24 protein-coding genes and 1 pseudogene are annotated in these 24,274 nt (G+C 70.3%); 12 read left to right on the top strand and 13 right to left on the bottom strand.

Features of this window, described 5'->3' with window-relative positions:
- Window positions 1-12 precede the first annotated feature (12 nt).
- The 5 genes from ABT041_RS05005 to ABT041_RS04985 all read left to right on the top strand — a co-directional run bounded on the left by ABT041_RS05005 (window position 13) and on the right by ABT041_RS04985 (window position 5,168).
- Window positions 13-351: a thioredoxin family protein gene (locus tag ABT041_RS05005; RefSeq protein ID WP_351179116.1), complete on the top strand. Its 339-nt coding sequence runs from the start codon at window positions 13-15 to the stop codon at window positions 349-351.
- Between the two features lie 112 nt (window positions 352-463).
- Entirely contained in the window at window positions 464-1,360 is an 897-nt protein-coding gene (locus ABT041_RS05000) for an alpha/beta hydrolase (protein WP_351179113.1), read from the top strand.
- Window positions 1,361-1,385: 25 nt separating this feature from the next.
- Window positions 1,386-2,564 carry a serine hydrolase domain-containing protein gene (locus ABT041_RS04995; RefSeq protein WP_351179110.1) on the top strand — a complete coding sequence of 393 codons (1,179 nt, stop codon included), beginning with the start codon at window positions 1,386-1,388 and terminating at the stop codon, window positions 2,562-2,564.
- A 215-nt stretch (window positions 2,565-2,779) separates the two neighbouring features.
- Complete coding sequence (locus ABT041_RS04990; protein ID WP_351179107.1) at window positions 2,780-3,580, top strand: hypothetical protein; 801 nt, start codon at window positions 2,780-2,782, stop codon at window positions 3,578-3,580.
- A gap of 136 nt (window positions 3,581-3,716) precedes the next feature.
- Window positions 3,717-5,168 carry an RNB domain-containing ribonuclease gene (locus ABT041_RS04985; protein ID WP_351179104.1) on the top strand — a complete coding sequence of 484 codons (1,452 nt, stop codon included), beginning with the start codon at window positions 3,717-3,719 and terminating at the stop codon, window positions 5,166-5,168.
- A gap of 57 nt (window positions 5,169-5,225) precedes the next feature.
- On the opposite strand, the gene ABT041_RS04980 is transcribed toward ABT041_RS04985, so the two are convergent.
- Window positions 5,226-5,582 (bottom strand): DUF805 domain-containing protein, encoded by a 357-nt coding sequence (locus tag ABT041_RS04980; RefSeq protein WP_351179101.1) that lies wholly within the window; start codon window positions 5,580-5,582, stop codon window positions 5,226-5,228.
- A 147-nt stretch (window positions 5,583-5,729) separates the two neighbouring features.
- Here ABT041_RS04980 and ABT041_RS04975 point away from each other — a divergent pair, with 147 nt between their 5' ends.
- The gene (locus ABT041_RS04975) at window positions 5,730-6,458 is read left to right on the top strand and encodes a class I SAM-dependent methyltransferase (protein WP_351179999.1); all 729 of its coding nucleotides are present in this window, start codon (window positions 5,730-5,732) and stop codon (window positions 6,456-6,458) included.
- Here ABT041_RS04975 and ABT041_RS04970 read toward each other — a convergent pair.
- The 5 genes from ABT041_RS04970 to ABT041_RS04950 all read right to left on the bottom strand — a co-directional run bounded on the left by ABT041_RS04970 (window position 6,425) and on the right by ABT041_RS04950 (window position 10,448).
- A complete protein-coding gene (locus ABT041_RS04970; RefSeq protein ID WP_351179098.1) occupies window positions 6,425-7,330 on the bottom strand; it encodes a hypothetical protein in 906 nt (301 codons plus the stop codon). The genes ABT041_RS04975 and ABT041_RS04970 overlap by 34 nt on opposite strands.
- A 55-nt stretch (window positions 7,331-7,385) precedes the next feature.
- The gene (locus ABT041_RS04965) at window positions 7,386-7,802 is read right to left on the bottom strand and encodes a hypothetical protein (RefSeq protein ID WP_351179095.1); all 417 of its coding nucleotides are present in this window, start codon (window positions 7,800-7,802) and stop codon (window positions 7,386-7,388) included.
- 135 nt (window positions 7,803-7,937) lie between these two features.
- The gene (locus tag ABT041_RS04960) at window positions 7,938-8,906 is read right to left on the bottom strand and encodes a helix-turn-helix domain-containing protein (RefSeq protein ID WP_351179092.1); all 969 of its coding nucleotides are present in this window, start codon (window positions 8,904-8,906) and stop codon (window positions 7,938-7,940) included.
- A 552-nt stretch (window positions 8,907-9,458) separates the two neighbouring features.
- Complete coding sequence (locus ABT041_RS04955; RefSeq protein WP_351179089.1) at window positions 9,459-10,040, bottom strand: hypothetical protein; 582 nt, start codon at window positions 10,038-10,040, stop codon at window positions 9,459-9,461.
- A 63-nt stretch (window positions 10,041-10,103) separates the two neighbouring features.
- A complete protein-coding gene (locus ABT041_RS04950) occupies window positions 10,104-10,448 on the bottom strand; it encodes a GNAT family N-acetyltransferase (RefSeq protein ID WP_351179086.1) in 345 nt (114 codons plus the stop codon).
- Window positions 10,449-10,656: 208 nt separating this feature from the next.
- On the opposite strand from ABT041_RS04950, the pseudogene ABT041_RS04945 reads away from it, so the two are divergent.
- Both ABT041_RS04945 and ABT041_RS04940 read left to right on the top strand, forming a co-directional pair.
- Window positions 10,657-11,199: pseudogene (locus ABT041_RS04945) on the top strand (multicopper oxidase domain-containing protein); the annotation flags it as partial.
- A gap of 207 nt (window positions 11,200-11,406) precedes the next feature.
- Window positions 11,407-12,357, top strand: coding sequence for a MurR/RpiR family transcriptional regulator (locus ABT041_RS04940; protein ID WP_351179996.1), 951 nt, complete (start codon window positions 11,407-11,409; stop codon window positions 12,355-12,357).
- Between the two features lie 310 nt (window positions 12,358-12,667).
- Here the strand turns inward: ABT041_RS04940 and ABT041_RS04935 are convergent, their stop codons facing one another.
- The 3 genes from ABT041_RS04935 to ABT041_RS04925 form a co-directional block, all read right to left on the bottom strand.
- Window positions 12,668-13,330 carry a hypothetical protein gene (locus ABT041_RS04935; RefSeq protein ID WP_351179083.1) on the bottom strand — a complete coding sequence of 221 codons (663 nt, stop codon included), beginning with the start codon at window positions 13,328-13,330 and terminating at the stop codon, window positions 12,668-12,670.
- A 156-nt stretch (window positions 13,331-13,486) separates the two neighbouring features.
- Window positions 13,487-13,855, bottom strand: coding sequence for a hypothetical protein (locus ABT041_RS04930; RefSeq protein ID WP_351179080.1), 369 nt, complete (start codon window positions 13,853-13,855; stop codon window positions 13,487-13,489).
- 402 nt (window positions 13,856-14,257) lie between these two features.
- On the bottom strand, window positions 14,258-15,106 hold the full coding sequence (locus tag ABT041_RS04925; RefSeq protein WP_351179077.1) for an SDR family NAD(P)-dependent oxidoreductase: 849 nt from the start codon (window positions 15,104-15,106) through the stop codon (window positions 14,258-14,260).
- A 103-nt stretch (window positions 15,107-15,209) separates the two neighbouring features.
- Here ABT041_RS04925 and ABT041_RS04920 point away from each other — a divergent pair, with 103 nt between their 5' ends.
- The 3 genes from ABT041_RS04920 to ABT041_RS04910 all read left to right on the top strand — a co-directional run bounded on the left by ABT041_RS04920 (window position 15,210) and on the right by ABT041_RS04910 (window position 17,525).
- Window positions 15,210-15,821 (top strand): CGNR zinc finger domain-containing protein, encoded by a 612-nt coding sequence (locus ABT041_RS04920; protein WP_351179074.1) that lies wholly within the window; start codon window positions 15,210-15,212, stop codon window positions 15,819-15,821.
- A 134-nt stretch (window positions 15,822-15,955) separates the two neighbouring features.
- A complete protein-coding gene (locus ABT041_RS04915) occupies window positions 15,956-16,366 on the top strand; it encodes a RidA family protein (RefSeq protein ID WP_351179071.1) in 411 nt (136 codons plus the stop codon).
- Between the two features lie 385 nt (window positions 16,367-16,751).
- Window positions 16,752-17,525 carry a glycosyltransferase family 2 protein gene (locus tag ABT041_RS04910; protein WP_351179068.1) on the top strand — a complete coding sequence of 258 codons (774 nt, stop codon included), beginning with the start codon at window positions 16,752-16,754 and terminating at the stop codon, window positions 17,523-17,525.
- A 135-nt stretch (window positions 17,526-17,660) separates the two neighbouring features.
- Here ABT041_RS04910 and ABT041_RS04905 read toward each other — a convergent pair whose 3' ends face one another.
- From ABT041_RS04905 to ABT041_RS04890, 4 genes are all read right to left on the bottom strand, one after another.
- Window positions 17,661-18,533 carry an RNA repair domain-containing protein gene (locus tag ABT041_RS04905; protein WP_502976372.1) on the bottom strand — a complete coding sequence of 291 codons (873 nt, stop codon included), beginning with the start codon at window positions 18,531-18,533 and terminating at the stop codon, window positions 17,661-17,663.
- Between the two features lie 1,031 nt (window positions 18,534-19,564).
- Window positions 19,565-20,107 (bottom strand): 2'-5' RNA ligase family protein, encoded by a 543-nt coding sequence (locus ABT041_RS04900; protein ID WP_351179065.1) that lies wholly within the window; start codon window positions 20,105-20,107, stop codon window positions 19,565-19,567.
- A 193-nt stretch (window positions 20,108-20,300) separates the two neighbouring features.
- On the bottom strand, window positions 20,301-20,684 hold the full coding sequence (locus tag ABT041_RS04895; protein WP_351179062.1) for a barstar family protein: 384 nt from the start codon (window positions 20,682-20,684) through the stop codon (window positions 20,301-20,303).
- Between the two features lie 152 nt (window positions 20,685-20,836).
- Complete coding sequence (locus ABT041_RS04890; RefSeq protein ID WP_351179059.1) at window positions 20,837-22,003, bottom strand: ATP-binding protein; 1,167 nt, start codon at window positions 22,001-22,003, stop codon at window positions 20,837-20,839.
- Window positions 22,004-22,580: 577 nt separating this feature from the next.
- Here ABT041_RS04890 and ABT041_RS04885 point away from each other — a divergent pair.
- Complete coding sequence (locus ABT041_RS04885; RefSeq protein ID WP_351179057.1) at window positions 22,581-24,167, top strand: FAD-binding oxidoreductase; 1,587 nt, start codon at window positions 22,581-22,583, stop codon at window positions 24,165-24,167.
- The last annotated feature ends 107 nt before the right edge of the window (window positions 24,168-24,274 follow it).

The following is a 24,274-nucleotide window of genomic DNA, read 5'->3' as shown; positions in this document are numbered from 1 at the left end:
TCAGGAGCTTCCATGGCCAAGCGGTTTCACCAACCCCGTGAGGACGCGGAATTCGATTTCATCCTCGGGATGAGCACGGTCCCGGTCCTCGCGTACTTCATCGGGACGTGGCCGAAAGCGATCGAACCCTGCCGGGCCATGGACCTCGTCGTGGGTGACATCGGGCAGGAGTACACGGGCCGCCTGACGGTCGTCCGCACCGACATCACGCGCTGTCCGGCCGCGACCAAGCGTTACGAGGTCACCGGAGCCCCCTCGTACGTCCTGCTGAACGGGGGAGAGGCGGTGGCGCACGGCACCGGGCCCATGACCATCGCCGAGGTACGGGAGTTCCTCGACGGCCACCTCTGAGCGGCCGTCGCGCGGCACCGGGGCCACGGCGCGCCGGGTGGCGCGCGATCGGACCGGTTCGCGCGACGGATGGCGGATGAATCACCGCGGGGCGGCCGCCAGGATTGCCGTCATGGACCCCGAACTCCAAGCATTCGTGCCCCTGTTCCCCAAGGCGGACCTGACCGACCCGGTCGCCGAACGCAAGCAGTACGCCGAGCTGGCCGCCGCCCGGCCCGTCCCCGACACCACGGGCCTCGACATCGAGGACCGTCTCGTGCCCGCCGGTCCCGACGTGCCGGTGCGGATCTACCGTCCGCGCGCGGCGCGCGGCGCCGTCATCTGGCTGCACGGCGGCGGATACGTCGTCGGCGACGTGGACACCGAACACGCGTGGGCCGCCCGAGTCGCTCAGGGCTCCGGCGCGGTCGTGATCTCCGTGGGCTACCGGACGGCCCCCGAGGACCCGTTCCCGGCCGCGCTGGACGACGTGTACGCGGTGCTGCGCTGGGCCGCCGGGCACGCCGCCGAACTCGGATTCGACCCCGAACGGCTCGCGGTCGCCGGGCACAGCGCGGGCGGCGGCCTCGCGGCCGCCCTGGCCCTGCGGGCCCGGGACGAGCAGGGCCCGCGCATCTGCTTCCAGCTGCTCAACGAGGCCCAGCTCGACGACCGCCAGGAAACCTGGTCGCAGCGGAACTTCACCGAGACGCCGTGGGTCACACGGGACATCGCCACCCAGTCCTGGCGCCACTACCTGGGCTCGGCGACCCCGACGCCGTACGCGGCGGCCGCGCGGGCCGAGGACCTGTCGGGCCTGCCGCCGGCCTACATCGCCACCGCGGAGTACGACCCGAACCGCGACGACGACATCGCGTACGCCGTGCGGCTGCTGCAGGCCGGCGTGTCGGTGGAGCTGCGCCAGTGGCCGGGCACCTTCCACGGCTCGCAGGCGATCCTCTCGGCCGAGGTGTCACAGCGACAGATGGCGGCGATCGCGGACGCGCTGCGGCGTGCGCTGACCGACTGATGGTGAGGAAGGAAGGACGACAGTCATGAAGATCCGAATGGCCCTGTGCGGTGGCATGGCCGCGCTCACCCTCGGGGCGGGAACGGTGGCCGCGGCTCCGCCGCACAGCGCCTCGGACGAGGCGACCGGACTGCGGTCGGCCCTGGACGGTGTCCACGAGGCGGGCGTGCCGGGGGTGTTCGCGGAGGTACGGAACTCCGGCCGGACGTGGCGCGGCGCCGCGGGGACGGCGGACGCGGCCACCGGCCGCCCGGTCACTGCCGACATGCTGCAACGCGTGGGCAGCATCACCAAGACCTTCACGTCGGCGGCGATCCTGCAGCAGGTGGAACAGGGCAGGATCCGCCTGGACGCGCCGATCGCCGACTACCTCCCCGACCTCGTCCCGGGGGAACGCGGCCGGACGATCACGGTCCGCATGCTGCTGAACCACACCAGCGGCATCCCCGACTACATCCCGTACGCCTTCCCGTCGCTCCAGGTGCCCTCGCCCAAGAGCCTGGACGACAACCGCTTCCGTCAGTTCGGCCGGGCGGAGCTGATCGAACTGGGCCTTTCGGCACCACCGGCGGCCGAGCCGGGCAGCACGCCCGGGGTGTACTCGAACACCAACTACCTCATCCTGTGCGAGCTGCTGGGGAAGGTGACCGGTGAGCGGGCCGAGGACTACATCACGAGGAACGTGATCCTCAGGGCGGGCCTGAAGCACACCTATTTCCCGACGGGAACGGACATCAAGGGACCGCACGCCCGGATGTACGAGTCGCTGTGGGGTCTGATCGACCCGCCGCGCGACTACAGCGTCTACAACATGTCGTGGGTGGCCGGCACGGCCGACCTGGTGTCCACCATGAACGACCTCGACCGCTTCTTCGGCGCACTCCTCGACGGACGGATCGTGAGCCGTGCGTCGCTGCGGGAGATGCAGCGCACGACTCCCGTGATCGAACTGGACGGCTCGACAGCCGCCTACGGCCTGGGCCTGGAGAGGACCGACATCCCGGGCTGCGGCACGTTCTGGGGCAACGCGGGCACGGTCTGGGGTGCCGGCACGCTGTCCATGACCCGCGCCGACGGCGGCCGCCAGATGTCGATAGCGCTCAACCTGATGAGGTGGAACAAGCCGGACGGGGCGGGGAACCCACAGCCGCATCCCATCGACGGCGCGCTGAAGGCGTGGCAAAAGGAGGCGCTCTGCGGATGAGGATGACGACGGAGGCCCCCACCGCACGGTGAGGGCCGGCGCCACCGGGCGGTGAAGGTCCCTCCCGCCCCTGGGGCGGATCCTTGAGGGCGGGAGGCACCTTGACGCCGCGGACGGCAGTAAGGCGGGGGAGTCGAAGGAGCGGATCACGGCGGGCGCGTCCTGGCACGCCCCCGCCGACCAGCAGGCCGCGGCGTGCCTGGGACCATGAACGCATGTCCGAGGAGTCGAACTCGCTGTCAAGCCTGTGGCCGCTCGCGCCGTCCCGGGCGACCGACTGGCTGTCGGCGCTGTGCGGCGACGGCGTCACCGGATTCATGCCCCCGGCGATGCCCGACGCGGTGTGGGTGCTCAACGCCATGTACGAGCACGAGCAAGGGCCGGCCGACGTGTCGTACCAGGAGTACCGCAAGGCACGCCTGGCGGACGGGAGCGCCGCTCCCCACGTCGTCGCGGGCATCGACCTCGATGCCGTGTGCGTCGCCACCGGCGGAGGGCTCGGCCGTGCCCGGCACCCGGGCCCCGGCTGGCGACGGCTGCGCTGGGCCGAACTCGCCCGGAGGACCGGCGACCCGGCCGTACCCGACGGGCTGATGCCCTCCTATCGCTGCTTCCCCTCGGCCAAGAAGGACGGCAGCTGGCCCCTCGGCATGGTCCCGCCGACCGAGGGAAGCCTGGACCGCGAGACCTGGACCCGGCTGATCGCCCTCCTCACCCGGTACGGCCCCGAGGGCCCCGACACCCGCTGCCTGGCGTACTACAACCCGCTGATGCTCGGAGCGGCCGACTTCGACACGCTCCATGTACGCGCGGGTCGGCTCGGCGACGCGGAGATCCTCTACGACCACTCCGAGGCCGACTTCAGCCCGTCCAACCTCTGGGCCGACGACCGGTCCTGGGTCCTGTGCACCGACTACGACCTGTGGGCCACCAAGGTCGCCGGGCCCCCAGCCCTCATCGACGCGTTGCTGAACGACCGCGAAATCGAGGCGGTACGACTGCCCTGGGCGCACTGACGACGAGCTGCTCCCCGTATGGGGGCCGCGGCCGACGCCCCGAATGACGCGGCCGGCGTCTTCCGTCCCGCTCCTCCGCCCCCCGCCCGGCCCCGCCCACCGTGCCACCGACTGGTCGCCGCCCTACGCTCAAGACATGCGACGCCGCAGAATGCACATGTCCCGCGAGGCCCAGGACGCCCTGCTCCCGGCACTGCAGCAGCTCCGGGCAGAGCTGAAGACGCCCACGGAATTCCCCGCGCACGTGCTCGAAGCCGCGGAGGACGCCAAAGCCGCGGTCCGTCTGCCCGACAAGAACGCCACCCACCTCCCGCTGTTCACGATCGACCCGCCGGACTCGAGGGACCTCGACCAGGCCATGTATCTGGAGCGGCGCCCCGGTGGCGGCTACCGCGTGCACTACGCCATCGCCGACGTGGCCGCGTTCGTCAAGCCCGGCAGCCCGCTGGACGCCGAGGCCCGCGACCGGATCGAGACGCTGTACTTCCCCGACCTGAAGGTGCCCCTGCACCCGCCCTCGATCTCCGAAGGGCCGGCCAGCCTGCTCCCGGACCAGATCGTCCCCGCCCTGCTGTGGCAGCACGACCTCGACGCCGACGGCAACGTGACCGACTCGACGGTGAGCCGCGCCAAGGTCCGCAGCCGGGCCAAGCTCAACTACCAGGGCGTCCAGCACGACATCGACGCCGGGACCGCCGAGGAGCCCGTCGCCCTGCTGCGCGAGATCGGGAAGCTGCGGGAGGCCGTCGAGGCCGCCCGCGACGGGATCTCGGTGAACCTGCCGGACCAGGAGGTCACCCTGAAGGACGGAACGTTCCGGCTGAGCTACGTGAAGACACTGCCCGTGGAGGGCTGGAACGAGCAGATCTCCCTCATGACCGGAATGGCCGCGGCCCGGATCATGCTGGACAGCGGCACCGGGATCCTGCGGACCCAGCAGGCGCAGCCCGACCAGCACGTGGTCCAGCGCGTGCACGACATCGCGAAACTCCTGGGCATCGACTGGAAGCCCGGAGTCTCGTACGCCACGCTGGTCAACTCCCTCGATCCGGCTGAGCAGAAGCACATGGCCTTCCTCAGCGAGGCCACCGCCATGCTGCTCAAGGCGGAGTACACCACCTTCCGCGACCACCACGTCCCGGAGCACACGGTCCACGCGGCCATCGCGGCCCCGTACGCCCACTGCACGGCGCCGCTGCGGCGTCTGATCGACCGGTACGCAGGTGAACTGTGCGTGGCCGCGTGCGCCGGCCAGGCCCCGCCGAAGTGGGTGCTCGACGCCCTGTACTGCCTGCCGTGCGACATGGCGCGGGGGAAGGGGAAGGTGGCGGACCGGCGCGCGGTGGACCTGGCCGAGGCCGGGTTGCTCAAGAACCGGGTGGGCGAGGTCTTCAGCGGCACGGTCATCAACACCGACGCGGAGGACGGCAAGCCGGAGGAAGGCACGGTGCACCTGGCGGAACCCGCCGTGGTGGGCAGGATCACGTCCGCCGCCAAGCTCCACCTGGGCACGACCGTCCAGGCGAAGCTCATGCAGGCCGACCCTCTCCTCGCGGGCAAGCACAAGATCCTTTTCCATACGGTGTAGCGGCCGGCCGGCCGGCTGTCGCCTCGGCCTCGGCGCGGACCGTCAGGAGGCCGTCGGTCAGTAGGCCATGGCCGACTTCGGGTTCGGGCCGTAGGCGTTCGAGCCGTGCTCGCCTTCGGCGGCGAGGAAGACGATCAGGATGATGCCCCCGACCAGCGGAATCAGCCCGAAGAGGATGAACCAGCCGGAGCGGCCGGTGTCGTGCAGGCGGCGCACCGTCACGCCGAGGTGCGGCAGGAGCACGGCCAGGAAGTAGATCGGGTACAGCAGCGGAAAGGTGCCGAGCGCAAGGTCGACCGTCGCGACGACGACCACCGCGATGATGTTGAACAGGAAGAACATCCAGTGTTCCTTGCGGCGCGCACGCCCACTGAACACCACGTACTTCTTGAGGACTTCGAGGTACCAGTTCACATTTACCCCCATGATTAGGTACTGCGAGCGGGAGTCTGACCGCTTGTGGAGCAAGTTTTGCGCAGGATCGATCAGATTGCTTCCGCTTCCCGGAATCCCGGTGCGGCCGTCGAGCGCCTGTCCGCGGGAAGTCGATGGAATGAGGAGATGAAGATCTTGTCACGCCGTGTCCTGCGGGCTCTTGAACGGTTCAACGCCACGTACCCCTGGGACCACAACGCCCACTACCACCGCTGGATCCTGCGGCAGTTGCCCCCGCGCTTCCACCGCGCCCTGGACGTCGGTTCCGGCAGCGGTGATCTGGCAAGGCTGCTGGCCCGACGGGCCGACTCCGTCCGGGCCGTCGATTCGGATCCGGAGATCACGGCACAGGCCCGGAGGCTCACTCCTTCGTCTCTCCCTGTCACCTTCACCGTCGCGGATGCGAGGGCCGAGCTCCCCGCCGGCCCCTACGACGTGATCACGTGCGTCGCCACGATTCACCACGTGCCGTTCGCGCAGACGCTGGCCCGGTTCCGCCGTCATCTGGCGCCGGGAGGGACTCTGGTGGCCGTCGGTCTGTCCCGCGCCCAGTCGCCGGCGGACCACCTCCTGGGTGCCATCGCCGTCCCGGCGAACGCTGTGACCGGCTGGCTGAAGAACAAAGGCCGGCCTTCACAGCGGCCTGTTGCCATGACGGCCGCTACTCGCCCAGCGGACATGGCGTTCGGCGACATCGCCCGTGAAGCCGGAGAGATCCTTCCCGGCGCCCGGCTGCGACGACGGCTCTTCTGGCGCTATACGCTCGTATGGAATCAGCGGCCTCCGCGCGCGAGCAGGCCCGCGACCCCGAGGACCATCCGTCAAGGCGCCGGGAAGGAGAGCACCACGCCGTAGCGTTTCTCGGCGGCGTGGAGGTCCGGCACGAACGTCTTCCGGAGCGTGCCGAGTTCGGCGGCGTGCTCGGTGAGGAAGCGGGTCCGCAGCCGTTCGCGCGCCGCCACACGTACGTCCTCCACGGGGCGCATGCACGTGGCGTACGCGTGGCCGAGGGCGCGGTCCTCACGGCCGGCATCGGCCTCGGTGGCCGCCTGCTGCACTCGCCGGTCGACCTGCGCGAAGAAGTCGTCCTCGCTCTGCGCCTGGACGCCCTGGCCGGCCAGGCACGCGGGCAGGCCGGCGAAGGCGGCGAGCGTGGCGGGGTCCCTCCGCAGGGTCGTGAGCTGCTGGAACCAGCGCTGCTGGAGCGCGGTGTAGCGCTTGCGGACCGTGTTGGCCGCCGCGCCGCCCTCGGCCTGGCAGCGGCGGATCTCGGCGGCGTCCCCCGTGCGCGCGGCGGCGGAACCCGGGCCGGGCGCGGGCATGGGGACGTCGGCGCTCCGGCTGAAGCCGTGGTGGGCGACGAAGTCCAGATCGGGCAGCTCGAAGAGGCGGATGAACGCGGGCGGTGGCAGTTCCGGCGGCAGTACGAAGCCGCCCCGACGCGCGCAGGAGGAGGCGGCCGCGTACGCGATCTGCTGCGCGAAGGCGTCCAGGCCCTGCGTCCAACGGGTCTCGTCACCGGCTGTCGGGAACAGCATGCGGGTGGGGTCGTCCGGCAGGACGTGATCGACGCGGGCCGAAGTGACGGAGACCAGGGCAGGCGCGCCCGGCCGCGCCTGCGGTGACGGCGGGGAGGAAGGGGCCGCCGAGCAGGCGGCGGCGAGGGCAGCGGTGGCCGCCGTGACAGCGATGCGGCGGACGAGCCGGTGCCGAGTCGTTCGGCCCATGTCGGTCCACTCCTTCTGACTGATCGACTGTTCGACGACGGCCACCGGGCCCGGGTCAGTGCGTGATGGTGACGGAGTCGCCGCCGTCGTAGTAGCTGGCCACCGTGAACGGCGTGCCGTCGTTGACGTCGGTGCACAGCCAGTACGTGGAGTCGCTCACGCTGTGGGAGCCGTCCGAGGCCCAGACGTACCCCTTGGCGCAGGTGCTCCAGGTGCCGCTGGAGCTGCGCAGCCGGCCGGCGTACCGGTCGCCCGCGGTGGACGTCGAGTCGTTCGAGTAGGTCAGGTTGAGGTCGCCGCAGGTGCTGGTGGACGACTTGTAGCGGATGGTGCCGACGCCGCCGTAGCCGCCCGTGGTGAGCGACGAGGCCACGCAGGACGAGGTGGTGGCCGAGGCCGTCGGAGCGATCGCCGCGCTGGTCGCCGCGGCCGAGACCAGCGCGAGTGCGCCGGCGACGATGGTGCGCTTCATGGAACCCCCATCGGTAGTTGGTGTCCGTGGTGGTGCTGGGCGTGCTTCGCGGAGAACTCTCGCAGGGCGCCGTAAAGCGTTCCACGACCTTCGATCCTGCTCGAATAGCCGACGTCAGGCGGCGGAGCGCGCCCTTCAACGGCGCAAAAGCGCCGCGCCGACCGGGGTGAGCGTGTGCAGGACGGTGTTCAGGGAGCGGCGCGTGGTGATGAGGCCGGCCTCGCGCAGGACGCCGGTGTGGTGGGCGGCGGTGGCGGGCGAGACGCCGAGCCTGCGGGCGAGTTCGCTGGTGGTCGCGCCGAGCGCGAGGGCTTGGAGCGCGGCGGCGCGGGTGCGGCCGAGGAGGGCGCAGAGGGAGGCGTCGGAAGGGCAGTCGGGCTCCGGGCGACGGGTGTCGTGCAGCGGGTAGACGAGGACGGGCGGCAGGCTGTCCTCGGCCAGCGCGATGGGGGTGCGCCAGCAGAAGTAGGAGGGGACGAGACACAGGCCGCGCCCGTCGAGCCGCAGGTCACGGTCCACGACGTAGTCCAGCTCCAGAACCGGGGGCCGCCAGCGCGCGGTGGTGGTCAGGGCGGCGAGGAGCCCGTGGACGCCGGCGTCGAGGGCCTGGCGGCCACGTACGGCCCGTTCGCCGGCGATGTCGGCGGCCATGTGGTCCTGGTACGGCGCGATGACGGCATCGTGGTAGGCGCAGAGCAGCCCGAGGAGTTCCTGTCTGCGCTCGCGTGCGACGAGACCGCGGGCCCAGGCGGTCGTGCCGGCGACCTGGTCGAGCAGGCGGAGTTCATGGGCGATGCGCGCGGCCGGGGTGTCCAGGATGGCGGCGGCTCCCGCCTTGAGGCCGGCCATGGCCTCGTACGGGGTGAGGAAGTCGGGGAAGTACGCGGCCCGGGGCAGGAGAGGGACGAGCAACCGTCGCACGGCGCGGCCGAGCGGTGTGCCGGCGACGGGGCCCCAGGCGTTGCGGTACCACTCGGCGTAGGCCCACCGTCCCTGAGAGGTCTGGAGGCGGTGGAGGCTGCACACGATCTCCCAGAAGGGATCCGGGTTGGTCACCACCCTGACGCGTGCGAAGTCCTCGGGCGTGAAGTGTATGCGCAGCACCGGAACTCGTCCCCCGTCCCCCGATCGACAGCGATTCCGGCGACGGATCCTGGCATCCTGGGGCGGCGAAGTCATGCCATTCGCAAACGACGCGTGTCGCCGGCCGGCGGAACACCGCTGGGGGCCTTGTCAGGGGGTGTCCCGTAACTGCGGCGGGGACAGGGGCGGACGGAACTCCGGAACCTCCTCGACCTCAGCAGAAGAGGAGTTCGACGCCCTTGTCTGCGCAGAAACGCAGGACGACAGCCAGCTGTTGGGCGTCCTGGATGTGCTGGAGGAGGAGCGACTAGGACGCCCCATCGGCCCAAGCCGAGCGCTTGGAAGCGCGGCTGACCGCGGGCGATCCACGTGGCACTGCCGAGGTCTGGGGAGGTTCGCATGATGCTCAGCAACTGGGCTACCCATGGCCACCAGTCGACCCGCTGGGCAGGTGAATGGGGGAGGGGCATTCATCGGCGTGCTGCCCGTTCACCCGTTCAAGTACGAGTTCGGTGACGGGACGATTGGCTCGTAGGTGAGGTCCGGTCCTGGTTCGAGCCGCGGCGCGCCGGCTCACGCAGTCAGGTCGGAGCCGGGCGAGTGGGATGGCAAGGCCAGGACGCGGTCGGGCGAGAGGTGCAGCTCGTACGGCAGGCAGCAGTCGGAGCAGAGGGTCGCGACCAGTGTTCCGCAGGCGCAGACCTGGTTGAGTCCCCCATGGGGAGTCGCCCCGCAGCATGCGGGGGAGGCGTGTCGCGTCGTCAACCCGCGACTGTCGTCCGGGTTCACAACGATATTGCCTCGCGGTCCCTGCGAGACCAGTGGCTGCCCGTCGATGTTGAAGCGACTTCCGTGGCGCGGCATCACCGGCCCGGGTGCCTCGGCAACGACCATAGGTGCGCCGTAGGGTTCCGTCTCGATCGCGTAGCAGCCCGACGGCACAGTGGCTGGTGAGGGCCCCATTTCCTCCGCCTCCCACCAGGCGTGGTCGGGAGCCTCGGGCACCACCGGCAGTCGCTTCAGCGGCCCGGTCAGACCAGCACCGCAGGCAGCGCACGCAAACACGGTCATCTCCGGCGCGATGCCTTCACCCACGGCGGCCTGCCCGCTCCCCAGCTGGGCACCGTCCCGACCCTGACGACGCTGATCTTCCATGGAGCAACCGTACTGAAACGCGCTGATCGTCTTGCAGCCGCCTCCGCCGCACCGGACGACGGTCTACCGCACCGACTCCCGCTCGGTCGCGTAGCCCCGATGCCGCATGTCCGGCGCCGGCGTGATGCCCACCCTTGCCAGCCGGAGGCCGGCCTCGGCCTCGACATGGAGATCGCCGATCAAGCCGGGGCGCTGGTTGTGTTCGACGGCGTACTGGAAGAGGCCGGGGCCGTCGGGACTGTCCGTGAGGTACCCGGCGACGACCGCCTCTGCCTCCGCCCGATCGATCGGCGTGCGCCAGGTCTGGTAGCGGGCGACGGAGGGGTCTGAGCGGTAGCGGGCGAGGGCCGGCGCGTCGGACCGACGTAACCGCCGTGGCCGACGCCGACGCGTCACGATGTCGGGCACCCGTCACGCCCTGTCCCGATCAACGGCCCTCCCCGTAGCCACCCTGGGTTCGAGCGACCGGCCGTTCCTATGGCCTGTGCGTGGTGTGAACGGTGCGCCGTCCGCTTCGCCCTGACCGAGTTGATCTAGGTTGCTCGCTTGTGGGAGCAAGCGGTGGTGCCAGCCGTCGATCGGTGTTGAAGGCCTTTCCTGCCGCCGGTTCGCGGCGATGTCCGGAGGCTCCCCGCCGGGGCGGCGTTCGGGCGCGGTGCCGAGCACCTTTCCGCAGCCGGTGGTATCGGCCTCGCGACCGATGCGCGGGGCGGGAGCTCCGGTGCTGGAGCAGACGCTCGACGTCTGGTTCACCGACGTCTCCGTGCCGGGCTACGGCCGGATCATCACGCGTACGTACAACGGGGCGATCCCAGGCCCGACCCTGCGGGTGCGCGGCGGGCACACCCTGCGGTTGACGCACGTCAACGGCCTTCCGCCCAACCCGCCCCACTCGGGTGGACACAACACACCGCACTCGCCCAACAGCTTCAACCTCCACACCCACGGGATGCATGTCTCTCCGTCGGGACACGCCGACAACGTCCTGCGCGAGTTCGCCCCGCGGGCCCTGGCCGAGGTCGCCGCCGGCGCCGCGGAACCGCGGTACATGACCACCGTCCACGTGCCGGACGACCATCCCGCCGGTACGTACTGGTACCACCCGCACCTGCACGGATCCATCGCCGAGCAGATCGTCGGCGGCATGACCGGTGTGATCATCGTCGAAGGCGACGTCGACGAGGTTCCGGCGATCAGAGTTCCGCGCCCGCTCGCCAAACCCCCTGCCGCGGAGCCGCTTTCAGGAAGGTCCTGGCATGCGCGGCGGTGTCACGGCGCGCCGTCCGACGGGCCGGTGTCTCGGGTTCGTGGGGGCGGGGCGCGGGTGAACTATCTTGGGCGGCAGCGAGACGAGAAGGAGACACCCGTGGCATCCGGGCAGCAGGCGCGTGCACAGGCAGCCGCGATCACGCCGGGCAGGCGCTCGTCCGAGGCGGAGGCGAAAGCGGAGGCGGGCGTCGGAGCGGCCTCTCCCGCCGAGCGGGTGCGGGCGCTGTTCGGCGGGCACCGGCTGTCTCCCGCGCAGCGGCGTATCGCCCAGTTCCTGACCGATCACCTCACCGAGGCCGCGTTCCTGTCGATCACCGAGCTCGCGGAGCGGGTGGGGGTCAGTCAGCCGTCCGTGACCCGGTTCGCCTCCTCGCTGGGATTCAGCGGCTACCCCGCGCTCAGGGAGGCGCTCCAGCCCATCGCGCTCAGCGCGGTCGCCGGTGCGCCCGGCGAGGGGGAGGAGCGGCACCGTAACGAGCTCCAGTCGGCGATCGATGCCGAGATCGAGAACCTGACGGCCCTGCGGCGCGTCCTCGCCGACCCCGACCGCGTCGTCGACATCGGCCGCGAACTGGCCCGGTCCGTCCCGCTGACGGTCGTCGGCCTGCGGATCTCGGTCTCGCTCGCCGAGTACTTCGCGTACGCGGCGCGGCGCATCCACCCCGATGTCCGGGTGGTGACGCGCGGTGGCAGCGTCGCCTTCGACGCACTGCTCCAGGCGCGCGAGGCGGGCGGCACGTGGGTGCTGGCCTTCGCGATGCCGCGGCACGCCAAGGAGACCCTCGCGGTCGTGCGCGCCGCCCGCGGTGTGGGGCTGCGCGTCGCGCTGATCACGGACCTCGCGCTCGGGCCGCTGGGCGAAGAGGCCGATGAGGTGTTCACGGCGGGAACGGGCTCGCGGCTGGTCTTCGACTCCTACGCGGCGCCTGGGGTGCTGTCCGCCGGCATCCTCCAGGCCATGGCGGACGCGGACCCGGAGCGCACGCAGACGCGACTGGAGAAGTACGAGCAGGCGGCGGAGCAGCACGACTTCTTCCTGGACGACTGAGCCGGCCTGAAACTGACCGTTATCTCCCATGTGGGCCAGGGCTTCGCGTGATCGTCTTGCATGAAAATTTTCATGCCCTTGCGTACTCGGCAGTATATATATTTACTACAGGGGCCCCAGGGACCCGAACGGAACATCGAAGGCCGCCCCCTCCTCCTCAGACGGCCCCGATGTTTTCGACGGTCCGCCCCGCGTCATCGCGGGTGCTCTGTGTGGCGGCTCCGGTCGACCCCGGATCGGAGCCGCCACACAGGGCCAGATCCGGGCTCCCCGCGCATGCCGTCGGAGGCGTTGCGGGCCACGGTGATGATCACGTCACCGGCTGCGTGCGGATCACCAGTACGTCCTGGTGTACCTCGTCAGGCAGGATGGGCACATTGGACCAAGTTGCCAGCACGGCCAGGAGGTTGATGGCTCGGCGCGGTGCGCAGGCGACTTCGGGGAAGCCTTCCGCGCCGCGAGTGAGGTAGGTCAAGGTGGCGCGGGCAGCGGCTTCCGCGTCGGCGGCGTGTTGGCCGGCGGGCACCGGAACGGGCTTGCCCGTGGCCGAGACGAACGCCTCGCTGAGGAGAAGCTGAGCTTGCCCGTCACGGAAGCGCTGTGTCTGAGTGGTAGCTGTCGTATGCGGCGCCAGGGCGTGCAGGCGGGAGAGTATCCACGCCGTCTGGGCGATACCGGTGGCCAGAGCTCCGGCGCCGGCGCCGGCCGACCAGGGCCGGTTCCCCTCCCCGGCGCGGGCCCGGCCCAGCCACTGCCAGTCGTCGCCGTTCGGAGCCGGGACAGGGATGGCCATGGGCGCTTCGATGGAGAGGACAGCGCGACCATCCGAGGCCAGGGACTGGACGAGTGCTTGAACAGCGCTTTCCGGGTCCACCCCGGAGGAGACGACTGGCTGCTCCAGCGAGTCGACAGCCGCCCAGGCGAACTTGGAGGGCGTCTTCACCGACCCGATATCGACGCCGACGACACGCATGGCTTCCCTTTCGCGTCTGGGGTACGTCCCCATACGGCTCGGCACGCCTCGATGCCTGAGTTCAGCATTGAGCGCCGAGATGACGTCGCCCTCGCCGCCACCCGCGCTCGTGCTGAGCGGCAGGCGGCCCGGAGAGCCATGGGGGCAAAGGCCTCATCAACTGTTGCTGAGGCTCCTGAAGACACGAGCGACCCACTGATCCAGCCGGGTCTCGAAGTCTGACGCCGAGGTGATCCCCGAGGCCGGCAGGCAACCGGCGTCGTCGAGGTCGGCGATGAAGTCCACATCGGCCCAACCGCCACGGAACAGCACCACCGACAGCACGGTCTGGGCCGGTCCGGAGAGGACCACGCCGACCGAGTCCGGATCATGAACCCGAGCCCTTTCGGTCTCCAGTGGCTGAGGCCAGGGAGCCTCCGCATCCCTCCATGTCGGCCGGCCGACTTCAAGGCCGACCGACGTCCAGCCCGCGGTCCGCTCAGCCAGAACGGCGGCCGCCTCGTCGAGATCAACAACCCTCTCCATGAGGGGATGATCCCGTATGGACAATCCCCGGCGCCTCAGGAAGCCGAAGCCCTGAAAGGGACTCCCTTGTTCCTGCTTCGGACTACGCGTACCCAGCCCCGGCGTGCCGAAGGGTGCGCCGACAGCCATGAGCCGATGGCCGTACCGGCGGAAACGGTCACCGTCCGGCCGGTACGCGGTTGGTCGAGGCGAGCTGCTTCCCGTACCAGCGGCCGAAATGGTGACGGATGGAGGTGCCCGCCGCCCGCCGGGGAGGGTGCAGCCCAGTGGTAGGGCAAGGACCTGGGGCGAAGCCGTCTGCGGTGGCTTCGCCCCGCCCTTCTCGGTAGCGGCCGGGCGGCGATCAGGGCGACCCGGGCCGGCTCCGTCGTCACCACGTCCCCCGGCGGTGTCGGCGGCTTGCTACCTGTCGACGGCTTCGGTCACGTGCTGCCAGTTGTCCAGGTCTGCGATGCGAGCCTCCAGCGCGGCGCGCGTGCCCGCGGCACTGGAGGTGCCGAGGGCCAGGCGGAGCGGAGGGTTCGGGCTGTCGACGGCGGTGCGCATGCCTGCGGCGATCCGCGCTGCGGCGGAGAACGCGGACGCCGGCAGCTCGCCGATGCCCTTCTGGACCTCGCGGACGGTCTGGTCGTACTCGGCCAGGCCGGCCGCGACATCGAGGTTGGCCAGGAACGGGGTCGCGGTCATCCCGGGCTGGATGATCGTGACCTTGATGCCGAGCGGTGCGACCTCGGCCGCCAGCGCGTCCGACAGCCCCTCGACGGCGTGCTTGGTCGCGGCCAGCAGCCCCACGCCGGGATGGGTGGACTGCCCGTAGACGGACGAGCCCTGGAGGACGTGCCCGGACCGCTGGGCGCGGAGCACCGGCAGCGTCGCGCGCAGCACGTTGAGCACTCCGAAGACGTTGGTGTCGAACACGGCACGGACCTGCGCGTCGGAGGCCTCCTCAACGGCTCCGAACAGTCCGTAGCCGGCGTTGTTGGCCACCACGTCGATGCGGCCGAACCGTGCGAGCGTGCGCTCCACCGCGTCCTGGACGGCCTGCTCGTCACGTACGTCCGTCCGGACGAGAAGCAGGCGCTCGCCGTGGGCTTGCGCCAGTTCATCCAGGGGGGATGTGTCGCGGGCAAGGGCCGAGACGGCGTCGCCGCCTTCCAGTGCCTGGCGCGTCAGTTCGCGGCCGATGCCGGACGTGGCGCCGGTGATCAGCCAGGTGCGGAGGGGGGTCTGCTGGTTGGAAGTGTCATTCATGTTGCGACCGTAAGCGGTTAGCTCGCAACGCGTCAACTCATCTGGACGTCAGGGTTGCTCTCTAGTCGGATTAGCTCAACGGCCGCTGGTGTAGGGTGGACATATGAGCAGCGCGGCCGCCGGATCCACCAAACTGAGCCCTCAGACCGTCCCGCCGACGGTGGAGACCGTCCTCGCCTTCGTGAACACCCGCGCGGACGGATCGGGCCGCCGGGAGTTGTTCGAGGACGGGGACTCGTTCGCCGCGTGGCTGGCGGAGCGCGACGAATTCGGTGGCGAATCCGCGGTGACCGACGCCGACGCCGCGGTCGCGCGCGAACTGCGCGACGCCCTGGTGACGGTGCTGCTCGCGCACTCGGGCGATGAGGAAATCCTTGGCGAGCCGCTGCAGCGTGCCGAACGGCACCTGCGGCGCGTGGGTTCGCTCTACCCGCTGGCGACGGTGGTCACGGCCGGCGGCGTCGAACTGGCGTCACCGCAGGCGGGCGTGGAGCGCGTGTTCGGAACCGTACTGGCCGCAGTGACGACCTTCGCCCAGAGCAGCGACTGGGGGCGCATCAAGGCATGCCGGAACCCCCCATGCCACTACGGTTTCTTCGACCGCACCCGCAACGGGGGAGGGCTGTACTGCAGCACCGGCTGCGGCTCCCAGGTGTCGATGCGCAAACACCGTCAGCGGCGACGCCAAGGCGGTGACGCGCCATCCGAGGCCTGAAGCAGCCCTCTCAACGGGCCCTGCGCGACCTTCAGGCATGTCCTTAAGGTCGCCGGGCCGGGAAAATGTGTCGAACGCGGAGTCGACCTCTGAGAAGGTCCTGGGCGTTCCGGAATTATTGCGAAAGGAAGCCCGTGCCGCGCGCTGTCACATTGATTCGCTCCGCCTCCCTGTCCGATGTCGCGGAGTACGCCTACGCGGCCACGGCCCCGGCCGAGTCGCGGCTGATCTTTCTGGCCGGAGCATGTCCTCTGAACGAGGATGGCTCCACTGCGGCGATCGGGGATGTCACGGGGCAGGCGGCCAGGGCTGTGGAGAACATGCGCACCGCTCTGACGGACTCGGGCGCCTCACTGCACGATGTCATCAGCACCCGTGTTCTCGTGGCCTCTCACCGGCGGGAGGACCTGGTGGCGGCATGGCAGGTCGTCCGGGACGCGTTCGGTGACCACGACGTGCCCAGCACCTTGATGGGTGTCACCGTGCTCGGCTATGACGGCCAGCTCGTAGAGATCGAAGCCGTCGCCGCCGTGCTTGATTCCTGAGCCGACGGGCCATCGTCCCCTGCCGAGGGACCAAACCGCCCCGCCTGGGTTGTGGCTCCGGTCACGACCGGAGGCAAACGAGGAGGGCGGCGGCGATGACGGTGCGGGCCGGATACGACGCTTGCGGCGCTTGCGGAGAGAGACACGGACCTTGCCCTTGTCGCCACAGGCCGCACCGGCTGTTGCTCACCGGCAGCAGCGGCTCCAGCACCGCCCACTCGTCGTCGGCCGGATCCTCCTCCTGGGCATGCCGGGGATAACGAACTACGTGATCGAAGAGCCATGGCCAAGCTCTGACCTGCGGGAACAACACGCATGCAGCTCCCACTATGATTCCAGGGCTTGAATGAATCGATGTCGTAGTGATTGAGCGAGGAGTGGCACCGTGCCCCTGGTTTCCGTCGTGATGCCCGTGTACAACTCGGCGGCGACGCTCGGCGCAGCGGTCCGGTCGGTGCTCTCTCAGACGCACAGCGACCTGGAGCTGCTGGTGACCGACGACAAGTCGTCCGACGGCTCCATGGACCTGCTGATGGAGTTCGCCCGGCAGGATGAGCGGGTCAAGCCGGAGTCGGCGCCGGAACAGGGCGGTGCCGGGCGGGCCCGTAACCTTGCGATCGGGCGGGCCAAGGGGGACTACGTCGCATTTCTCGACAGCGACGACATGTGGCTTCCGGAGAAGACTGCGCGGCAGATCGAGTTCGCCGCCGCGGGTCAGGCGCCCTTGACGTTCACCTCGTACTACAAGATGGACGCCGACTACGACGGCGAGAGCATCGACTTCGTGCCGAACGGGCGGGTGGTGCGCGCGCGGGAGCACGTGGACTACCGGGCCATGCTGGTGCGCGACTACATCGGCGCCCTCACCGCCATGTACGACCGCAGGGTCCTCGGCACGCGGCTGATGCCGGAGATGCGGAAGCGGCAGGACTACGCCCTGTGGCTGTCGATCATGCGGGACGGCGCTGACGCCCGGGGTCTGGCCGAGCCGCTCGCGGTGTACAGGTCTCACCAGGCGGGATCACTGTCCTCCAACAAGATGTCGCTGGTGCCCTACAACTGGGAGCTGTACCGCGAGCACGAGGGGCTCTCGGTCCCGCGGGCGACGCGGGCGCTGGCGGGGGCCGTGTGGCAGTCGCTGCGCAACTCGCGGATCTAGGACCCCGTCGACAGCCGGTCGGACGGCCGCCCGCACGCACTATGAGCTGGATGGAGATCGACCGGGTCAGTCCTCGGGTGGCGTGTTCCCGGGAGGTGGGGTGGCGGGCGCGGGGGAGGAGCCTCGGGCGAAGGATCACCGTTCCGGAGTGGGCGGTGACGGGGAAGGACGGTCCGGAGGAACCGGACTCTGCTGGTGACGTACCCTGCCGCTGCCCAGCAGGACGCGGGCACGGACCCGCATCGGCTCGTCGCCGTGCCGGGAGAGCAGGACCAGCTCGTCGACCCGTGCCGTCATGGGCCCGAGGAGATTCTCCGCCTCGCGGGCGAGGGAGTGCGGGTCCGTCGTACGGCCGAGGGACAGATGCGGGGTGAAGCCGTGCGACTGCGATCCGCACAGCGGAAAGCGGAGCTCCAGGGACTCCCGCAGCCGTGCCCAGGGCTCGTGGTCGGCGGCGCCTGGGTCGAGCCAGACGGTCGCGTCCTCGCGGTGGCCGAACCAGTGGACGCCCGCCAGTCGGGCGGTGAACGGCGGGGTCTCGGCGAGTGCCGCGGCGACCAGCGGCAGGGCCCGGGCGAACTCGGCCTCGGGGACGAAACCGAAGAGTACGTTGACGTGCGGCGGCCAGCGGCGGATCTGCCGGTCGTGTGCGCGGCGAATGTGCTGGATCGGCGGCCACAGCTGCGCCGGCGGCAGCCAGGCGACGGCGCTGCGGTTCGTCGGCGGGACGGCGAGGACGTCGCCGGGCGCCGGGGCCGGCACGGGACCGGCGTGCCCGACGAGGGTCTCATCGAGCCTGTCGACGCCGGAGGCGCGGTCCCAGACGACCTGGCCGTCCGCCTCGAAGAACATCACCCGGTGCCAGGGGATCTCCCCGCCCGGCACGAAATCGCCGAGCAGGACCCGCTTCGGCGGGGCCCCGCGCTCCGCGATCCCCATCACGAACCGTTCGGGGTCGAACCGCGGGTCCCAGAGCACACGGTGGTAGATCTCGTCGCTGGTGTGCACGTCAGCACCTGCTCTCGACTATCAGGGTGCCGCGCGCTCGGGCGGCCCTGCAAGCTGCGGTCGTGACAGGAGCGCAGAGCACCGGCGGAATCCGCCCCGGACTCCCATCGACGAAGGCGGAGGGCCGTTCCTTGAAGCAGGGACGACGGCGCTGCTGCGAGGGCGGGGCGTCGTGCAGAGGCTGTTGCAGCAGTCCGGCGGTGCCCACAGCGAGCGAGGCGGATGCCTGCCCCGCGTCGAATCGGGTTCTGGCGGCTGATCGAGTGAGCGGGAATGCAGAGGCGTCCGGCGTCCGGTTTCGAGACCGGCGCGAACGCAAGTACGGGTACGACTTCCTCGATGAGGTGCTCGTGCGCTGTCCCCGGTGTGATGGCTGTGCCGTTGTCACGCCCCACCCCGGGATTCCGGCGGATGAGAAGGCCGCCGGTGCCGGGGGCGTGCACCCTCGGCGACGGCTGCGGTGCATGAGGTGCGGTCTCGTCAAGGATCGGAAGGTCGACTCTGCCGTCAGGGGCGGCCCTGTCGATCCCTACTTCCAGCGACCGGTGTGGTGGCAGGCGAGCTGCTGTGGACACGTGCTGTGGGCGTATAACGTGCGCCATCTCGATCTGCTGGAGGCCTATGTGGGGGCCAAGCTGCGGGAGCGCGGCGAGCGTGTGCCGTGGGCCCCATGAGCCTGGTCGAGCGGCTTCCCACCTGGCTGAAAGTCGCGAAGAACCGGACCGAGGTCTTGCGGACGATCGGGCGCTTGCGTTCCACGCTGCCTGGGGGTGGGTGATCGAACGCGCAGTAGTCGCACCGGAGTTACGGCCGACAGTCCCCACATTCAGCCAGTACGGGATCCCCGCGAGCAAGCACTGGCTGCCGAGGAGGTCACGCCCATCCCCCCGGACAACTGACCTGCAGGTTCCGCGTCGTCACGCCAGGTCTCCAGGCAGATGGCGGCGCGCCCCGGACCCAAGCCTGCCACCCAGACGCGCGAATCCGATCGCTGCCCCAAGGACGAGCGGGCCGGTCAAGCGGGACCTGCTTCATTCTCCGAGTGCGAAGGACGCCCTCTCCTGCCACTTCGCTCCGTCGTGCACGATCAGTTGAACCGACGCGACGTGAGACGTGAACGGGAGCCTGCCGCTGAGGTGCGCCTCGATCTCCTCCAGGACGGCGTCTTCCTGGCCTTGCGCGATGGTCAGGTGCGGCACGATCTCGGTGAACCGGCCGCCATACGGCGGAGCCTCAGGCCAACGGTCAGCGATCGCCTCCGTGAGCTGCCGCAACTGCGTGTCAGGCTCGGGGACGAGATGAAGCACTCCCCCCGGGAGTCGTCCACACCTCTCGAACCGCAGGTCAAAGGCCTGGTGTTTGCCCAGCACGTCTGCGAGAGCGGAGTGGACGTGCGCATCTATGCGGCTCTCATCGAGAAACGGGAAGAGCACGGTGACATGGGCTGGAACCCCGGCCTGGGCTGAGGGGTCGAACCGTTCACGCCACCCGTCGACGGACGGCTCCGCCTCCGGGATCCGGACGATGAGCCCCGTCTGGCCCGCCTGAAACGTACTGGTGCGGTCATGTGTCATGAGCCGCATGGTGTCACCTCTGCTCCAGACGGTACGGGCCCTTTTTGCCGAACGTGCGCCGTCTGGGCACGCATCGAGCTGTTGCTGCCGGACCGGACGCCGACGCACGGTGGGCGGCGGCTTCACCACCGGCAGGCGATCGACGTGATTGCCTTCAGGCGCCGCCTGCCGGCGCCGTGAGCAGTCCGCCTGGCTAAGGAAGGCGCAGGCCTCCCGGCAGTTCTTCTTCAATGATCTCGACCAGCCAGTCGAAGGCGGTCGGGCCGCGTCCAGCGCGGGCGTCCGCCAGCCTGGCGGTCATGCGTGCCTTGTTCGTCGGATGACAGCGGGCGAGCCACATCTCGAGCTGCCGAGCAGTTTCCGGGTATCCCAGATGCCGGCGGGAGGTCTGGTGGTCGCGCCACTCGATGACGTAGTCGCCGTCGTCCGGAGTTCCGAAGCCGCCGCGGAGGCAGTCAGCGAAGGCATCAAGGTTCCGGCCGAAGTAACCGCCGCAGCCGATGCTTTCGCCGGCGACCCGCCAGAAATCCTCCAGCGTCCTGACGCGGCTGCCGTCCAACACGTATGTCACCGTCACTGTCCCGAGACTACGTGCGGCTTGAAGATATACCTCAAGGGGGCGGGGTGTTCGGGGTCACCTTCGCGCTGTGCTCCGCAGGTGGCTCGACCCCGACTGACGGCCTCTGCCCGTTCCCGTTCCGGGAGCTGGCAGAGGGCGTTCGTTGCCGTTCAGCCGTGGTGGGCGCCGTGGATGATGCGGTCGGCGATGGCCGCGGCCTGCGCCGGGTTTCTGTCCAGCCAGGTGCGGAGGTGGTCCCGTACGGCCTGGGCGACGCCTGCACGTACTGCCGCACCGGCCGGCCTGCCGCGCGTGGAGCCGGAGAACTCCGGCCGGTCCAGTTTCACCGATACGACCGCGGTCAGACCGTCGCCGACCTGCTCGGCGCTGAGATCGGGGGCACTCTCCGCCAGGACCCGCCGCTCCCGCAGGTGCTTGTTGACCGCGGTCGCCAGACCATCGCGGAACCCTGCCGTGTGGGTGCCGCCGTCAGGCGTGGGCTCGCTGTTGGCGTAGCTGTGGAGCCGTTCCCCGTGGGAGCGGCCCCACCGAAGCGCCACCTCGACCGTCCCGGCGATCCGGGGTTCCACCCGCTCGAAGCCGATGACGTCCGGGTGGACGGGTGCTCCCGCGTGCGCGTCCAGGAAGGCGACGAAGCCACGGGCCCCGTCCAAGAACCGGCACCGCAGCGACCGGGGCTCGGCCGCGGGACGTTCGTCGGTGAGTGAGATGTCCAGGCCCCGGTTGAGGAAGGCCAGTTCCCTGAAGCGTTCCGCCAGCACCGCGAAGGAGCACTCCACCGTCCCGAAGACGTCGGTGTCGGGCCAGAAGGTGATGGTGGTGCCCGTTGTGGTCGTCGGTCCTGCGCTCGTGGGCGGGGTGAGCGCGACGCCGCGTACGTACTCCTGAACCCAGCACACCCCCTCGCGGCGCACTTCCGCTTTCAGGCGGCTCGACAGGGCGTTGGTGACGCAGGGGCCGACACCGAAGAGGCTCGTGGCCACAGCGTGCCGGCCGCTTGGTTGCGTTCCGGCGTGCATGCGGGTCAGCAGGGCTTCGAGGCCGGGACCGACTGCGTCCCCGGTGGCTTCGATGGGGACCCCCGGTCCGTCGTCGGCGACACGTACGCCGCCGTCGGGCGTGAGGGTGACATCGACGGAGGTGGCACGACCGGCCAGGACTTCGTTCACGGCACGGCCGGCGATATCGAACACCATGTGGTGCAGGCCGCGTTGGCCGGTCGAACCGATGTACATCCCGGGCCGCATCCGAATGGCTTCTGGCCCTTCCAGCACCTGTATGTGGCTGGCGTCGTACGGGTTGGCGGCGTCACTCATGAAGTCCCCCAGGTGTCTCTCCAGCGGAGCCCCCAGCCTAGGCGGATCTAGAGAAAACGCCAGGTCAGGCCCTGTTTGCCGTGGGCGTGGTCGGGCAGGTGGGCGCCTGTCCCGACGACGCCGGACCGGGAGTCGCACGGCGCTGCGGGAGGACGTTCGCAGGGCTGCGGAGATCGCTCCAGACCCCGTTCGCCGCGATCCCGAGGCCTCGATCTTCCCGCGAAAATGGCCCCAAGCCCCTTCAGAGGGGCGCGTCGAGAAGTGCTTTGGCGACCGAGGCAGACGGCCGCGACGCCTGCCGGGCGCGGTGGTGGTCGGGTGAGGTTCCTGGTGAAGAGCTCCTCCAGGGTGTCGAAGAGGATCAGGTCCGTCTTGTCGTAGAGATCGACGTGGCCCGCACCGGGAACGGAGTACATCTCCTTCGGCTCGGCGGCGAGGCCGTAGGCGCCGCCCTCGCTGAAGTAGCGGGAGTGGGCCGCGGATGAACCCCGGAGCCCAACTGTCCACCAGGCGGAACCATCACGCCTCATTCGCACTCTGCCTAAGCGACAGCAGAGCACCACGAACGGAGGCCGCCATGAACCGGCGCACACTGCTCGCAGCGGGTACCGGCTACGCGGCGGCCGCCGCCTGGGCGGTGGGCTGGGGCAGCGGACAGGTGAGGGCCATGTCCAGCGGCGGTCCCGCCCCTGCCACCCCGGGCTCCGCATCCGCCGCAGCCGGCAGTCGCGCGGTCGCACCCCGCGCCGCTGACTGGTCCGCGCTCGACAGGGGACTCCAGGGCGGTCTGATACGTCCTGGCGACGCCGACTACGCGACCGCCCGCCAGCTGTACAACACCCGCTTCGACGGTCTGCGCCCCGCCGCCGTCGCCTACGTGGCCCACAGCGCGGACATCGCCGAGTGCCTGGCCTTCGCACGCCGCCACGGCACCCCCGTCGCCATCCGCAACGGCGGTCACTCCTACGCCGGTTGGTCCAGCGGCAACGGACGCCTGGTCGTCGACGTCTCCGCGCTGAAGTCCATTCGTACGGGATCCGGCAGTGCCGTCATCGGAGCCGGCGCCAAGCTCATCGACGTCTACACACAGCTCGGCGCACGAGGCGTCACCATCCCCGGCGGCTCCTGCCCCACGGTCGGCATCTCCGGCCTGACGCTCGGCGGTGGCCACGGCGTGGTCTCCCGCGCCTACGGGCTCACCTCCGACAACCTCACCGGCGCGCGCATCGTCACCGCCGACGGCAGGACCCTCGACGTGTCCAAGGACCGGGAGGCCGACCTGTTCTGGGCACTGCGCGGCGCAGGAAACGGAAACTTCGGCGTCGTCACCGAACTCCGGTTCCGCACCCACAGGGCCGCCGACGGCGTCACCGCGTACATGACCTGGCCCTGGTCGAAGGCCGCTGCCGTCCTCCGCTCCTGGCAGGAGTGGGGCCCCGCCCAGCCCGACGAGATCTGGTCGGCGCTGCACCTGTCCGCCGCCGGCCGGACTCCCACCGTCTCCGTCAGCTGCTTCTCGCTCGGCACGTACGGCGATCTGCAGAACGCCGTCGACCGGCTGGCGGACCGCGCCGGCGGCCCCGGCCCCGCCTCCCGCATCACCATGCGGCGCCGCGGCTACCTCGACACCATGCGGATGTACGCGGGCTGCGCGACGAAGTCCACGACCCAGTGCCACCTGCCCGGCACAACCCCGGGGCGGCAGCCCACCGGTGTGCTCCAGCGCGAGACGTACGCGGCGCGCTCGGACTTCTTCAACCGCTCGCTCAGCACAGCCGGCATCCGGTCGCTGCTCGACCAGGTGGAACGCTACGGGCGCAGCAGCAGCGGCGGTGGCGTGTCCGTCGCGCTCACCGCCTTGGGCGGCGCCGTCAACCGCGTGTCCCCGCAGGCGACCGCGTTCGTGCACCGGAACTCCCGCTTCCTGGCGCAGTACACCGCGTCCTGGCACGCCGGTCATAGCGCCGGGGCTGCGACGGCGTGGCTGGACGGCACGCACGCGGCGATGCGCCGGTATGCCTCGGGCGCGGCGTACCAGAACTACACGGACGCGAGTCTGAGCAACTGGCGCTCCGCGTACTACGGTTCGGCCGCTCCGCGGCTGGCCGAGCTGAAGAGGCGCTACGACCCGGGCAGGGTGTTCGAGTTCCCGCAGGCCCTGTGAGCCAATGGGGGCGCCGAACGGGCCGGCAGGGGGAGGGCCGGCGGCGTGTTCGCGACCGAGGGCGGCACGGCCGCGATGCCCTGCGGCCGAGCGTCGCGCGCCCCCCG

Source organism: Streptomyces sp. NPDC002825 (assembly GCF_040295385.1).
In the GTDB taxonomy this organism is placed as follows: Bacteria; Actinomycetota; Actinomycetes; order Streptomycetales; family Streptomycetaceae; genus Streptomyces.
The sequence above is the reverse complement of the archived record's forward strand: the minus strand, read 5'-3'. Positions and strand labels throughout refer to the sequence as shown.